A 14,770-nucleotide genomic window follows, 5' to 3' on the forward strand; every position below is an offset into this window, starting at 1 on the left:
CCTCACAGGGCGTCGCCTTTGTTTCAACTGCCGCTACCGCTTATTCCGACAGTTTGTACGCAATCACATAGTCACCTTGCTTGGTGCCCAGCGAGCCGTGACCACCCGCAACAACGAGCACGTATTGCTTGCCGTCCTTACCGGTGTAGGTCATCGGTGTGGTTTGCGCGCCGGCCGGCAGGCGGCCTTCCCACAGCTGCTTGCCGTTTTTCACGTCGTAGGCGCGCAGGTACTGGTCGAGGGTGCCGCTCAGGAAGGCCACGCCACCGGCAGTGGTGAAGGTCCCGCCCAGGCTCGGTACGCCCATGCTCAGAGGGATCGGAACCGGCGAGCTGTCGCGCACGGTGCCGTTCTTGTGCTTCCAGATGGTTTTGTGGGTGGTCAGGTCGACCGCCGCCACGTAACCCCACGCCGGTGCCTGGCATGGCAGGCCCATTGGCGACAGCAGGGCTTCGAGGATCACGCCGTATGGCGCGCCTTTGTTGGGCTGTACGCCTTGGGTTTCGCTGACGCGAGGGCCTTGTTTGGCGATTTCGGCGGCCGGGATCAGTTTCGATTTGAACGCCATGTAGCTCGGGTTCACGAAAGCAATCTGACGCACCGGGTCAACCGACATGCCGCCCCAGTCGAACACGCCGAAGTTACCCGGATAAACGATCGAGCCTTGCAGCGACGGCGGCGTGAACATGCCGTCGTAACGCAGGGATTTGAAGTCGATCCGGCACAGCATCTGATCGAACGGGGTCACGCCCCACATGTCGCGTTCCTTGAGGGTCGGCGGCACGAAGTTCAGGTCGGACATCGGTTGGGTCGGCGAAGTGTGGTCGCCTTCCACCGCGCCTTGCGGCACCGGGATTTCATTGATCGGCACGATCGGTTGGCCGTTGCTGCGGTCCAGCACGTAGATGCTGCCTTGCTTGGTGGACGCGAGCACCGCCGGTTTCACACCGTCTGCGGTTTTCAGGTCCATCAGGGTTGGCTGGCCACCGACGTCCATGTCCCACAGGTCATGGTGAGTGAACTGGAAGTGCCAGCGCACTTTGCCGGTGGCGATGTCCAGCGCGGTCAGGCCGGCGGAATGCAGTTCCGATTCAGGGGTACGCGCGCCACCGAACTGATCCGGGGTCTGGTTGCCCATCGGCAGGTACAGCATGCCGAGTTTTTCGTCGACGGCGAACATGGACCACATGTTCGGCGAGTTGCGGGTGTAGACCTTGCCTTCGGCAATCGGCGTGGTGTCGTCCGGATTGCCGCTGTCCCAGTTCCACACCAGTTTGCCGGTGTGCACGTAGAACGCGCGGATCACGCCGCTTGGCTCGTCGGTGGAAACGTTGTCGGTGACGTGGCCGCCAATCACCACCAGGTCTTTGGTGACCGCCGGTGGCGAAGTGGAGTAGTAACCACCAGGGGTGAAGCCGCCGATGTTGGCGGTCAGGTCGACCTGGCCACCGTTACCGAAGTCTTCGCACATTTTGCCAGTGTCGGCATTCAGGGCGATCAGCCGGGTGTCGGCGGTCGGCAGGAAGATCCGGCGCGGGCAGACGCTGGTCACTGGCGCGTTGGCAGTGCCGGTCGGGCTCTGCTCGGTCGCGTAGGCGGCATCATCGTGATAGGTCACGCCACGGCAGGTCATGTGCGCCCAACCCTTGAAGTTCGCCGCGTTCTGCGTGGAGAGCTTCGGATCGAAACGCCAGATTTCCTTGCCAGTGTCCGGGTCCAGCGCGATCACCTGGCTGTGCGGCGTGCAGACATAGAGCATGCCGTTGGCTTTGAGCGGGGTGTTTTCGGCGGTGGTTTCACCTGGATCGTTCGGGCCAGGCAGGTCTCCGGTGCGGAAAGTCCAGGCGGGAACCAGTTTGCTGACGTTCTGCGGGGTGATTTGCGCCAGTGGCGAGTAGCGATCGCCATGGGCACTGCGGCCGTAGGAGTTCCAGTCGCCATCCGGCATGGCCGGGGCGGTGTTGCTCATGCCAGGCACGGCGTCACGGTCCAGTTGGCCTTTGATTTCACCAGGGTTGGTGAACAGGCTGGCTAGCGCGGCGACACCGGCGATGACCACGGCGGCACTCAGCACACCGGTGCCGACCGGGTTGAAGTCGCCGCGACGCAACGGGCGACGAAACCATGGCAGCAGCATGACGATGCCGAGGGTAAAGAGCAGCGCCAGACGTGGCACCAGTTGCCACCAGTCCAGACCGACTTCCCACAGTGCCCAGACGGTACTGGCGAACAGCACCACCGCGTACACGCTCAGCGCCGCATAACGGTCGGCCAGCAGCAGCCCACCGGCCACCATCAGGCCGATACCGGCCAGCAGGTAATACAGCGAGCCGCCGAGCATGCTCAGCTTGATCCCCCCGGCCAGCAAGGCCAGGCCCATTAGTAGAAGCAGAATGCCGAGCAGGGTCGGCAATAAACGGCTTCGACTCAAAGCACCATCAGTGCTCATAGTGTGGTTCTCCGTGACGTTTTAAGTAGTCCCGCGCAAGTTCACTGTAGATGACGATCTGGCGCGGGCATGGTTCATCGAAAAAGTGTTTGGTTGATGCGGTCCCTGTGGGAGCAGGCTTGCCCGCTCCCACAGGTTTTATGCGTTTAATCAGAACGATGACTGGATCTTGATCCCGCCAATCAGCGCGTCATCGACCTTGTCCACGCCACCGGGGTGGCGGATGTATTGCAGGTTCGGGCGCACGGTCAGCCAGTTGGTGACGTGCACGCCGTAATAGAGCTCGCTGCTGTATTCGGTGTCTTGCGGGGGCAGGAACGACGGATCGTCGAAGTCCTGGACGGCGCGGGCCTGGTTGGTGGCCTCGGCGTTCTTGCGGTAGGCCGGGTTGACGTGGACACGGGCCAGCGCGAAGCCGATATCGTCCTTGGCGCGGGCATCGAACAGGCCTTTGTAGACGACGCCGGCCTGGACATAGTTGTCGATGGCGTTGGTCTTCTTGTCGTGCATCGTGGCGTTGGCGAACACACTCAGGCCGCGTGAATTGTCGCTGGCGCGGCTGGTCAGTTGCTGCTGAATACCGAGCCATACGCCATGCTTGCTCGATGCACTGCGGTAAGCCTCGCCGCTCAGGGCGGCCGGCTGGCCATTGCTGTCCTTATAGACGTCGCTGGCCTTGGCGCTGCTGTAGTAGTAACCAGCGCGGTATTCACCCGGCAGGCCATTGAGCTTCGGGGTCCAGACCAGTTCGACCGGCAGGATTGCGCCCTGAGTGCCGCTGCCGCTGAGCTTGAAACCGTTGTCACGATCCAGATTGGACGGGTTTTGCTCGTAAGCCCCGACTTGCGCGTAGAGCTCTGGCGTTAGGTGATATTTGACGCGCATGGCCCACTGGCTGACCGGCCAGTTGTACCAGATGCCACCGACCCAGTTACCGACCTGGGAGCCGCAGAACGCCAGGTTCTGGAAGTCGCAGGGGAAGCTGTTGAAGTCTTCACCCTCGCCAAAGCGGCCGACCTTGATGTCGAGCTTCTGGTCGAAGAATTTCTGCTGATACCACATCTGCGTCAGGCGCCAGGTCTGGCCACGGCCCCAGACTTCTTGCGCCGAGGTGAAACCGCCGACCCGCGGGTCGTTGATCCGGTCGTTGCTGATGTTGTTGCCGTTGCGTTCGGTGATGGTCAGCTGAAATTCAGCGTCGTCCCAACCCAGAATCTTCTGCAAGTCCAGGTGAGTGCCCAAGGCAAACTGATCGCTGTAGCGTGCGGTACGGTCATGGTCGTAGCCGCCGTGCAGGTTGCTGCCCATTTCACCGGTGTAATCGACTTTGAAGTCGTAGCCTTTTTCCGAAAGTTCGGTGCGAGTGCCGTTCCAGTCACCCAGCATCCATGGCGAGTCGCTATCGAAGGCTGGCGCGGCCTGGGTGCAAGTGGCAAGGCCCAGCGCGGTGAACCCGCTGATCAGCTTCAGGGCTTTTCGGCTGGACACAGCGGGTGAGACAGCGCTGTCTCGCGGAGTTTGAAAATCAGGCATAGAGAAGGAATTCTTGATCTTTTTCTAAAGGGGATGCGCTGAACGCAGCAGGAATGCAGCAGGGGAGAAGCGTTTCAGCTGGACGGGCGTAAGGATAATGTTCTGTAACACATTGAGAAAGGGCTTTTACTGACATGGATCATTTCGGATTTGGTAACAGTCGGCTGCGACCGGTCGCCGCAGTGCCAGGTGGCGCAAAAAAAAGGCGGACTGAATAGTCCGCCTCGCTATGTTTCAGGGCCGTTAATTCAACAGATAGACCGGGAAGCATTCACACAAATGCATCACCCGTCGACGGACATTGTCCAGCAGCGCCGCATTGGTCGGTTGCTCAAGCAGGTCGGCAATCAGGTTGGCCACTTCGGCGCATTCGGCTTCACCGAAGCCCCGCGTGGTCAGGGCGGGTGTGCCAATGCGGATGCCGCTGGTGATTGCAGGTTTTTGCGGATCGTCGGGGATCGCGTTCTTGTTCAAGGTGATGTGGGCGCTCTCGAGCAACGCCTCGGCATCTTTTCCGGTGATGTTCTTGGCGCGCAGATCGAGCAGGAACATGTGGCAGTCGGTGCCCCCTGACACCACCCGCAGGCCGCGTCGAGTAAGGATATCCGCCATGGTCCTGGCGTTGTCGATGACGCGTTGCTGATAGTGCTTGAAGTCATCACCGAGGGCTTCGTTGAACGCTACGGCCTTGGCGGCGATGACGTGCATCAGAGGTCCACCCTGATAGACCGGGAATATCGTCTTGTCGAGCAACGCCGCATGTTCGCGTTTGGCCAGGATCAGACCGCCCCGTGGGCCGCGCAGCGTTTTATGAGTGGTCGAGGTGACGAAGTCGGCAATGCCAACCGGCGAGGGGTACAGGCCGGCTGCGATGAGTCCGGCGTAGTGCGCCATGTCGACCATCAGGTACGCCCCGATTTCATCGCAGATGTTGCGAAAACGCTGGAAGTCGATGGTCCTGGAATACGCCGAGGCACCGGCAATGATCATTTTCGGCCGGTGTTCCCGGGCCAGGGCTTCCATCTCGGCGTAGTCGAGGGTTTCGCTGGTTTTTTCCAGGCCGTAAGAATAGGCGGTGTAGAACTTGCCGGAGAAGTTTACCGAGGCGCCATGGGTCAAGTGGCCGCCATCGGCCAGGGACATTCCCAGAATCGTGTCGCCAGGGTTGAGCACAGCGAGAAACACGGCCTGGTTGGCCTGGGAGCCGGAGTGCGGCTGGACGTTGGCGTATTCGCTACCAAACAGTTTGCAGGCACGTTCGATGGCGAGGCTTTCAATCTCGTCGACCACTTTACAGCCACCGTAATAGCGCTTGCCCGGGTAGCCTTCGGCGTACTTGTTGGTCAGCACCGAACCTTGGGCTTCCAGCACTTCTTCGCTGACGTAGTTTTCCGAGGCGATCAACTCCAGGTGGGTTTCCTGGCGATTGCGTTCGCGACCGATCAGGCGAGCGAGGGTGGGGTCTAGATTCTGCAGGCTCATGGAGGGCATTCCTTTAAATAAGTGCCTCAGCCAAGGGGCTGGCGCGTGATACGGCAGCACCCGTGACTGGCATTTGCTGGTGTCGGAAAGAAAAATGGACGTGTCTTTCAGACCCTGCCCGTGAAGTCGTAACGAACGGTCATGGTCGGCTGCCCTCGGCGACGGTGCCGGCTTTGCTTTCCCGGGTGTAGGTCAGTACGAAATGTGCCACGAGCCCGAAGATCAGCCCCCAGAATGCAGCGGCCAGCCCCAGGAAGCTCATGCCCGAGGCGGTGACCAGGAAGGTGATCAGCGCCGCTTCACGTTGTTTCTCGTCAGCCATGGCGCCGGTCAGCCCGGCGCTGATCGCCCCGAACAGGGCCAGGCCGGCGAGGGAGGCGATCAGCTCTTTGGGCAAGGCAGAAAATACCGAAGCGAGGGTCGCGCCAAAGATGCCCATCAGAATGTAGAACACCCCGCAGGCGATCCCGGCGATGTAGCGCTTGTCGCGATCCTCATGGGCTTCGCGGCCGGTGCAGATAGCGGCGGTGATGGCCGCCAGGTTTAAGCCATGGGAGCCGAATGGCGCCATCAAAATCGAGCCGATGGCCGTGACCGAAATAATCGAGCGCGCAGGCGTGTTGTAGCCCGAGGTGCGCAACACCGCCATGCCCGGCACGTACTGCCCGGTCAGGGTGACGAGGGCTAGCGGCAGGCCGATATTGATGATCGCGTGCCAGCTCCACTGCGGGGCGATGAAGATCGGGTGAGCGAGATCGATGGTGATCGAACCGGTGTTGAGTGCACCGAACGAGGCGGCCACGGCGCAGCCGACAATCAATACCGACAGGATGGCGTAGCGCGGTGAAAAGCGCTTAAACAGCAGGTACGCCGCGATCATTGACAGCACCAGGCTCGGCTGCAGCTTGATCGAGGTGAACAGTTCGGCGCCGAAACGAAACAGGATGCCGGCGAGCATGGCGGCGGCGATGGCTTTGGGCAGGCGACTCATCAGTTTGTCGAACGCGCCGGACAAGCCGACCACCGCGATAATCACCGAAGCCACCACATAGGCGCCGATGGCCTCGGGCAGGGAGACCGTGGGCAGCATCGACACCAGCAACGCCGCACCCGGTGTCGACCATGCCGTAATCACCGGAATCCTCAAACGCCAGCTCAATAACAGACCGGTAATGCCGCTGCCGATGGATATGGCCCAGATCCAGGACGACACTTGATCGTTGGGCAGGTGCGCTTCCCGGGCGGCCTGAAACACGATGATCAGCGGGCCGGCATAGGAAATGATCACGGCGATGAAGCCTGCAATGACCGCTGACAGGGATAGATCCTTTCTGAGAGTGTCCATGATGTCTCGACTTGGCGTGGCGGGCACGCGGTGATTCAGAATTGAGATTGAGTCGATTGCTTCGATTCGAGATGAGTGTATTTGAATGAATTGAGTTGATTCAATAGATGAGTAGGTTGTTGCGAGATGCTTTTTTGTTATCAAGGTGTATTTTGTCGAATTTAATTTTAATAACTAATTGATTTATAAATATATTTTGTGTTTTTAAAATATTTTTCGTGAAAGATACTTTTCGATTCATTCGCCGAGTCAATCGACTCAATTTATTGATTGAGTCCATTTATTAGTTGCCTGACCACCCTGTGATATGCTCGGATATTCATCATTTCTACGATGGTAGCGGTCATTCATGTGGGTTCCTCAGCTAAGCGAGTTCAACCAGCCGATGTATTTGTCGATTGCCGACGCGTTGGCGCGCGATATCAGCAACGGCGTGTTGAACGAAGGTGATCGTCTGCCGACCCTGCGGGAGCTGGCCACCACGCTGAATGTCACGCCCGGTACCATCAGCCGTGCCTACAGCGAAGCCCATCGGCGGCGTCTGGTGCAGGGGGAAGTAGGGCGCGGCACTTATGTGCTCAACCAGAAACAGTTGGAACTGCCGGCCAGCAACAGTGCCGTCTCGCTGAATCTTGGGCAGTCTGAGTTACTGGACCTTTCGATCATCAAGCCTTACAGCGAAACCCTGGAATACTGGTTGCGCGGAGCCTTGGTGGGCATGGCCAAAAGCACGGATTTTGCCGATGCCCTCGATTACGCCCCCGATGGCGGACATCCGGCTCATCGCGAGGCGGGCGCGCAATGGCTGCGCCAATCGTTGCCCGATGCGCAATGGCAGCAGGTGGTGATCACCGCCGGCGCACAGCATGGTTTGATGGTCGCAATGAGTGCGCTGACCAACGCCGGTGATCTGGTGCTCTGCGAGGAACTCTGCTACCCCGGCATCATTTCCCTTGCCCATGGACTGGAACGACGCCTGCGTGGCGTGCCAATGGACGATGAAGGGATCATTCCCGAAGCGCTGCGCGAACTGTGCCTGCGTGAGAAACCGGCGATGCTTGTCTGTGTGGCGACCTGTCAGAACCCGACGGCCGCGATCATGTCGCAAAAACGTCGGGCACAAATCGCGGCATTGGCCGAGGAGTTCGACTTCATCATCCTGGACGATGACATTTACGGTTTTCTGGCCACCGACCCGTCGATCAAACCGTTGTCGGCGTTTGCCCCGGATCGTTCGGTGTACCTGACCAGTCTGTCGAAGTCGGTCATGCCGGCCTTGCGGATTGGCTATCTCTACAGCCCGCCGAAACTGCTGTCGCGCCTGACCTCCATGGTGCGCAGCAGCGTCTGGATGCCGTCGCCATTGACCGCTCAGTTGGCCAGCAATGTGATCACCGAGGGGCTGGATAAAAAGCTGATCCGTATTCAGCGCAACGAAGCCGCCGGGCGGCAGGCGATCGCTCAGGAAATCTTCGCCAATTTCGAGCTCAAGACTCAGCCGTATGCCTACCACGTCTGGTTGACATTGCCCGAACCCTGGACCAGCGACGAATTCACCATGCTGGCCCGTGCCAACGGTGTGCTGGTCCTCAGCGGTACCCAGTTCCAGGCCGAACGTAGCGGCATTACGCGCTGCGTGCGACTGGTGTTGATGTCGCCCACCAGCCAGGACGAATTGCGGTTTGCCCTGACCAAGCTGGCCAGCCTGATCGATTCGGATCCGCGTCGTTATTACTGAGCCGGGCGCTATCTCCTGACGTTTGTCCCTCGGATGATGGCCAACTCGCCTACAGTTAATTCAGCCTCTGACGAATGCCTCTGTCCGGAGCCCTTCCACCGGACGAAAGCCTCCGTTAAGGTGCGCGGCTTCCCATCCTTTCATCGTTCGAAGGCCCGGCATGACCGAACACAACCCTGATCCCCTGCACGGCGTGACGCTGGAGCAAATCCTCAACGCCCTGGTTGCGCACTACGAATGGTCGGGGCTGGCCGAGCGTATCGATATCCGCTGCTTCAAGAGCGATCCGAGCATCAAGTCGAGCCTGACATTCCTGCGCAAAACTCCGTGGGCGCGGGAGAAGGTCGAGCGTCTGTACGTGAAGCTGATGCGCACCAAGCGCCCGGTCTGAGCATGGTCAAATCCTCGACCGCGAGGCGTCGTTGTGTGGCCGTGGCGGCGATTCTGGGCTGGGCTGGCTTGAGCATTCAGATGTACCTGATTCTCTATGCCCGCTGGAGTATCGCGGCCAGTCTGCTGGGTGGGCTGGTGAGTTTTTTCAGCTTTTTCACCGTGCTGACCAACACGCTGGTGGCGGTGGTGCTGACCTGCGAACTGACGTCCCGCGAGTCAGCGGCGCGACGCTGGTTTTTGCAGCCGTGGGTGAGCAGTGCCATTGCGGTGAGTATCGCCGTGGTCGGCGTGGCATACAGCCTGTTGTTGCGCCATTTATGGCATCCCGAAGGCTGGCAATGGCTGGCCGATGAGTTGATGCATGACGTCATGCCGCTGCTGTTCCTGGTTTATTGGTGGTTTTGTGTACCCAAGGGGACGTTGCGGCTGCGGCACATTGCGTTGTGGGTGATTTATCCGCTGGTGTACTTCGGCTATGTGCTTTGGCGTGGGCATCTGCTGGCGACTTATCCCTATCCGTTCATTGATGTCGACAAACTGGGTTATCCACAGGTGTTCGTGAATGCCGGGGGATTGTTGGCGGGGTTTGTGCTGATTTCACTGCTGGTGATCGGGTTGGATCGGTGGCGCACGGATCGCAAGTGAACACTGACTGTGGCGAGGGAGCTTTTGTGGCGAGGGGGCTTGCCCCCGTTCGGCTGCGAAGCAGTCGCAAAATCAGCAAATACGCTGTGCCGGTTAAAACTCCGTTGCAGGTTTTAGCGCCGCTGCGCGACGCAACGGGGGCAAGCCCCCTCGCCACAGAAAGCATGCACAGCGTTTATTCCTCGTCGCTGTCCTCCAGCCGCCAGTAGCCGACAGCCTTCACAAACTGCTCGTCCAGCCCATGCTCATCGAGCAATACCCGGCGAATCTGCCGCGACACCTTGGTCTCGGTCGCCACCCACGCGTACAGATTGCCGGCGGGCACTTTGATCTGTTGCACGGTGGTCAGCAGGTTGTTTCTGCCTCCTTCGCGCAGCACCCAGATCACATCGACTTGCGCGGCGCTTTCCAGGCGTTGTTGTTCGGCGCCGTTTTCCACTTCCACGATCACCAGTGCACGCCGATTGGCGGCCAGGCCTTCGAGGCGGCGGGCGATGGCGGGCAGGGCGGTTTCGTCACCGATCAGCAGGTAGCTGTCGAAGATGTCCGGCACGATCATCGAGCCACGCGGCCCGCCGATGTGCAGGAACTGGCCGGGTTTGGCCTGCTCGGCCCAGGTTGAGGCAGGGCCGTCGCCGTGCAGCACGAAATCGATATCCAGTTCCAGCGTGTCCAGGTCGTAACGACGTGGCGTGTAGTCGCGCATTGCGGGCATCGGCCCGTTGTCCTTACCGGCGCCGAGCACCAGGGTTTCCAGCGCTGCCTGTTCCGCTGCGTTTTGCGGGAACAGCAGTTTGACGTGGTCATCCGTGCCGAGGCTGACGAAGCCTGCGAGTTCCGGGCCACCCAGGGTGATCCTGCGCATGCGCGGCGTCAGGTCGACCACCCGCAGCACTTGTAGACGACGGCGTTTGATCTCGTGGCTGACACGGTGAATGGTTTGGGATGGCACGATAACGTCGGTCATTCGACTTTCTCCGAAACGGGTTGAACGGCGGGGCCGTCGACGATGGCTTTGGCCGTGTTGTTGAGCAGGTCGCGCACCCGCAGGATTTCTTCCGGGCTCCAGCGACCATGGTGCATTTGCAAGGCATGACGCAGGTTGTGCACCGCTTCATGGATCTCGGCCGGGCGGTCCTGGCCGCGCAATGAGCGTTTGCTGACTTCGATGCGCATGCGCACACCGTCCAGGGCAATCGCCTGCTCGCTTAATGACAGACGTCCGGCGTCGGTGATGCTGTAGCGTTTTTTACCACCCTCGGCGTCGCCCAGGATCAATTCGCTTTCTTCAAGGAAGGTCAGGGTCGGGTAGATCACGCCAGGGCTGGGGCTGTAGGCGCCGTCGAACATGCTTTCGATCTGGCGGATCAGGTCATAGCCGTGGCAGGGCTGCTCGGCGATCAGCGCCAGTAGAAGCAATTTCAGGTCGCCAGGGGCGAATACGCGCGGTCCGCGTCCACCGCGTTCGCGGCCTGGGCCTGGGCGTTTTTCGAAGCCGTCGCGGCCGTCGCCGTGTTCGCGGTGGGGGGAATGATGGTCTCTCATTTTTGCTTTCTCTCGTCGTGTTTAGATACAACTTAAGATATATCTTATTGAGAGGGCAAGCCAACAGGACCAACGGTCGTTGCCCGAGGGGGCATCGCGGCGGGCTTCAGTGCGGCATGGGACATGTCGTTTTGTCGCTTGCTGTTTTAGAGTGTTTGATCTAAATGTGCGTAACTAACAGCGAATGATTTTTAATAGTTGCGCCTAAGTAGTCCTTCTCTTACAGGAAATGTATTTAACTAATCTGTGTGCTTTTTCTAATAAAACTGTTTGTAGTATGTTTCTGTCGGTTGGACGTTTTAAATATTGATTTTACGGGTTTTTTCTACCGGGTTGTGGGTAGTTGTTACTACATGCTCTTCGGAAGTTACGTACTTACTTTCTCAGCGGATTGGTTGATCATTCTCTTCGTCGAAAGTTGAGCCAGATTGCCTCTATATCAAGACGGTAATACGGGCGACTCATGCTTTCCACGGACCAATCCTTTGAAATTAACAGGTACTTAATAATGTTCAAGAAGTTTGCAGTCGCCGTTCCGATGACCCTCCTGGCCCTGAGCTCTTCAATGGCGTTCGCTGCGGAAGAAATACGCTCGTCCATCAACATCAGCGCGAATATCCCCACCTATGATTTCTACGCTCAACCGGTGAATCCTGACTTCGGTAAAGATGAAAAAATGGCCTGGAACGTGATAACCGAGAGCTTGGCCCCGCTGCGTGCGGCTTACGATATCCGCAACACCCTCGGTTCGGTCCATGCTTATGTGGAAGGTGGTCCGCAACACCTGAACAACGGCCACACCAGCATCCAGCTGACCTACGCCTTCAACGGCGTAACCTTGACCGGTATGCCTAAAGAAGTGGTCAGCGATGCTGCGTCCAACGGGGGTATGCGGGCTGATCTGGTGATTACCGCCGCCCTGCCGGGGAACAGTCAGGTAGGTTTTTACACGGCCAATCCAGTCGTGATCTTCGATGCCGTTCCGCGCATCTAAGTCAGCTATGGCTTAAGGCTCAGCCTTATTCGTTAGCACTTACCGGTCGATGGGTAGCCACTGCCTGTCGATCGGGTTTCAACGCACTTATCTTCAGAGTATTTCGTTCATGTTCCCGATGACTCCCATCGCGACGGCGCTTGCCCTATGTTTTTGTGCAACCGCCCTGGCCGCGCCAGCGGACAACGGCCACACACCTCGAAGTTTGCTTACGCAAGCCAAGGGTTTACCGAGCGACTTCGAAGAACACTTCTTTGATGTACCGCTGGCGGTGCGCGTGGAACTTGATCAACAGTTTCTCGGTGAGGCGATGGTCGTGTTGACCCGCGATGATCGGATCACCCTGGTTGACTTCAATGATGTCAGCGACAGCACAATCAAACCCAGCGAACGCGACATCTGGGCCAACCATCTGAAACAAGGCGTGGCGCTGGGCGCCTGCCAGGCCAACTGCCCCGAACAACTGTTGGCCGTGCACTACAGCCTCGAAAACTCGCTGGTGTCGATCCTCACGGAAAACGCCGAACGGGATGATCAGGTGCAGCAGTATTACAACCTGCCCGAAGGCGGCAGCACTGGCTTGATCGTGCGCAACCAATTGAACCTCAATGGCGGCCAGAACCAGGACCTCGGTGGTCGTTACGGTCTGGAAGCCAGCAGCAGCCTGGGCAACTGGACCCAAGCGGTCAATATGCAGTTGTCGCGCCTGGGCGGTGTCGACAGCCAGACTTATCACGCCGTGCATGAGCTTTTCACCCAGCGTGAATTGCAGGGCAACTTTGTGCGCCTGGGCTATTTCACGCCCAACTCCGAAGGCCTGACCCGTCAGCCGCGTACATTTGGCGCCAGCCCCGATACCGCGTTGGGCGTCATGTATGGCAGCTCCGACAGCCTGGCCATCAACAATCCGAAACCGGCGGTTTATCCGATCTATGTCACGGCCAATCGACAGGGTTCTGTGGAGATATATCGCGACGGTTTGCTGATCAACACTCAGGCCGTCCCGGCAGGGTTGCAGACCCTCGATACGCGTCCGTTACCTGGCGGTATTTATGAAGTGGAAGTGCGCCTGATCGAAGACGGCCAGATCACCTCCAGCAGCCTGGAGCTGGTCTACAAACCGAACAATTGGCGCAATCATGACGAGCGCTGGCGCTACAACCTGTTCGCCGGTCGCGAATCCAAATTGCTCAGCAACTGGGAAGAGCAGGCCGACGGCGACATAACCGCCGGTGCCGCCTTCAACTTCCTGTGGCACCCGCGTGTGATCCTCGGCCTGACAGGGCGGCAGGTGCGCGACTCGCTGCAATACGGCACGTCGGTTGACTGGGCAATCGTCAACAACGCCAGCCTTTTCGCCAACGTCTACAAGACCGAAGACTACGGCACCGGCCTCGACGTGCAGGGACTGTATTCCTATGGCAGCGGCAGCCTCGTCGCCAGCCATAACCGCAGCTGGCTCGACACCACTCGGCTGTATGACACCCTGCCGGACGGCACGCGGGTGCGGCAGCGCAACGTCTTTATCGGTCAGACCAGCAACTCTTCCTTATCGTTGAATCATCGACTCAGCCGTAAAAGTTCGGTCAATGCCCGGGTGTCCCACAGCGAGGGCAACACCGAAGGCGTCGGCCTGGATCTGGGATGGAGCCAACGCACTCAACTGTTCGGCAGCGATGCCAACTGGCGCCTGTCGTTATTCGACCGTCCGGGCAGTTTCAGCTCGGGCAATGACCGCAATCGCGGCCTCGACCTGAGTGTGAACATCGCGCTGGGCGGCCCGGGAGAGCAGTGGTCCGGCAGCATCGGCACCCGCACCGATCGTGATGGCGGGCGCGATAACAATGCCTCGCTCACCTACCGCAAAGACCTGCAGGATCACCTGCTGCAGAGCGTCTCGGCCACGGCAATCACCGACACCTACGGCATCGGTTTGAACGCGATGGCGTCGATGCAATCGGACCTGGCCAACGGTGACGGGTTTATCCAGCGCTCGTCGTTCAACAACGACCTCACCGGCGGTTTGAACCTGGACAGCACCGTGGCCGTCGGCGGACAAAAAATGGTCATGACCAGCCAATACCACCGCAGTGGTGCGGGCATGATCATCGATGTCGAATCGGACATCGACGACATTACCCTGCGCGCCGACGATTTGAGCGGTGGCAGTGCGGTGCTCAAACCCGGGCGCAATTTTGTGCCGATCACGGCTTACAAAAGCAGCTCGGTCAGTTTCGATTTCGAGGGCACCGACGTCCCCGCCGCGACCATTCAACCGGCCCGTTCCAGCTATCACCTGAACAAGGGCGGCGTGGGCTATCGGCAGATTCGCGTGATGCAAACCCTCACCGTGCTCGGTCGCCTGATCGACCCCCAGGGCAATCCACTCAAGGGCCATCACATCATCAACCACGCCAGTCGCGGGGTGAGCGAGGTGGACGGGTTCTTTTCCATGGAAATGAACGCTGGCTCACCGACCCTGGAAGTGCGCTACGGCAATCAGTTGCTGTGCCAGTTCCGGCTGGACCCGAGCCGTGGGCGTACAGAAAACAATGTGTTGATGATCGGAGATTTGCGCTGCACTCCAGACACGTTGGCGGATGTTGGTGATGCCGCGCAGAGCGCCGGTTGATGTGTAGTGCTCAA

At 59.2% G+C, this 14,770-nt stretch carries 11 protein-coding genes; 5 read left to right on the forward strand and 6 right to left on the reverse strand.

From position 1 onward, the window contains the following. Positions 1–40: 40 nt before the first annotated feature. From AC1RL4_RS08765 to AC1RL4_RS08780, 4 genes are all read right to left on the reverse strand, one after another. The gene (locus AC1RL4_RS08765; protein ID WP_489078577.1) at positions 41–2,449 is read right to left on the reverse strand and encodes a glucose/quinate/shikimate family membrane-bound PQQ-dependent dehydrogenase; all 2,409 of its coding nucleotides are present in this window, start codon (positions 2,447–2,449) and stop codon (positions 41–43) included. A gap of 150 nt (positions 2,450–2,599) precedes the next feature. Then, on the reverse strand, positions 2,600–3,982 hold the full coding sequence (locus AC1RL4_RS08770) for a carbohydrate porin (RefSeq protein WP_019581596.1): 1,383 nt from the start codon (positions 3,980–3,982) through the stop codon (positions 2,600–2,602). A gap of 243 nt (positions 3,983–4,225) precedes the next feature. Continuing rightward, positions 4,226–5,464, reverse strand: a complete 1,239-nt coding sequence (gene glyA, locus AC1RL4_RS08775; protein ID WP_430954556.1) for a serine hydroxymethyltransferase — start codon at positions 5,462–5,464, stop codon at positions 4,226–4,228. Between the two features lie 139 nt (positions 5,465–5,603). Next, on the reverse strand, positions 5,604–6,809 hold the full coding sequence (locus AC1RL4_RS08780; protein WP_019581594.1) for a benzoate/H(+) symporter BenE family transporter: 1,206 nt from the start codon (positions 6,807–6,809) through the stop codon (positions 5,604–5,606). Between the two features lie 349 nt (positions 6,810–7,158). Here AC1RL4_RS08780 and AC1RL4_RS08785 point away from each other — a divergent pair, with 349 nt between their 5' ends. The 3 genes from AC1RL4_RS08785 (at position 7,159) to AC1RL4_RS08795 (ending at position 9,585) form a co-directional block, all read left to right on the forward strand. Continuing rightward, positions 7,159–8,547: an aminotransferase-like domain-containing protein gene (locus AC1RL4_RS08785; protein ID WP_428634593.1), complete on the forward strand. Its 1,389-nt coding sequence runs from the start codon at positions 7,159–7,161 to the stop codon at positions 8,545–8,547. Between the two features lie 160 nt (positions 8,548–8,707). Then, positions 8,708–8,938: a VF530 family protein gene (locus AC1RL4_RS08790; RefSeq protein WP_018926655.1), complete on the forward strand. Its 231-nt coding sequence runs from the start codon at positions 8,708–8,710 to the stop codon at positions 8,936–8,938. 2 nt (positions 8,939–8,940) lie between these two features. Continuing rightward, positions 8,941–9,585, forward strand: coding sequence for a Pr6Pr family membrane protein (locus AC1RL4_RS08795; RefSeq protein WP_028939482.1), 645 nt, complete (start codon positions 8,941–8,943; stop codon positions 9,583–9,585). Between the two features lie 175 nt (positions 9,586–9,760). On the opposite strand, the gene AC1RL4_RS08800 is transcribed toward AC1RL4_RS08795, so the two are convergent. Both AC1RL4_RS08800 and AC1RL4_RS08805 read right to left on the reverse strand, forming a co-directional pair. Then, complete coding sequence (locus AC1RL4_RS08800) at positions 9,761–10,552, reverse strand: siderophore-interacting protein (RefSeq protein ID WP_019581591.1); 792 nt, start codon at positions 10,550–10,552, stop codon at positions 9,761–9,763. Beyond that, positions 10,549–11,130, reverse strand: coding sequence for a PadR family transcriptional regulator (locus AC1RL4_RS08805; RefSeq protein ID WP_018926652.1), 582 nt, complete (start codon positions 11,128–11,130; stop codon positions 10,549–10,551). Before AC1RL4_RS08805 ends, AC1RL4_RS08800 begins: the two co-directional genes overlap by 4 nt. Positions 11,131–11,638: 508 nt before the next feature. Here AC1RL4_RS08805 and AC1RL4_RS08810 point away from each other — a divergent pair. Further along, complete coding sequence (locus AC1RL4_RS08810) at positions 11,639–12,124, forward strand: CS1 type fimbrial major subunit (protein ID WP_019581590.1); 486 nt, start codon at positions 11,639–11,641, stop codon at positions 12,122–12,124. A gap of 109 nt (positions 12,125–12,233) precedes the next feature. After that, positions 12,234–14,756, forward strand: coding sequence for a CS1-pili formation C-terminal domain-containing protein (locus tag AC1RL4_RS08815; RefSeq protein WP_489078578.1), 2,523 nt, complete (start codon positions 12,234–12,236; stop codon positions 14,754–14,756). Positions 14,757–14,770: the final 14 nt, after the last annotated feature.

Source organism: Pseudomonas sp. GW822-FHT07A10 (assembly GCF_058798795.1).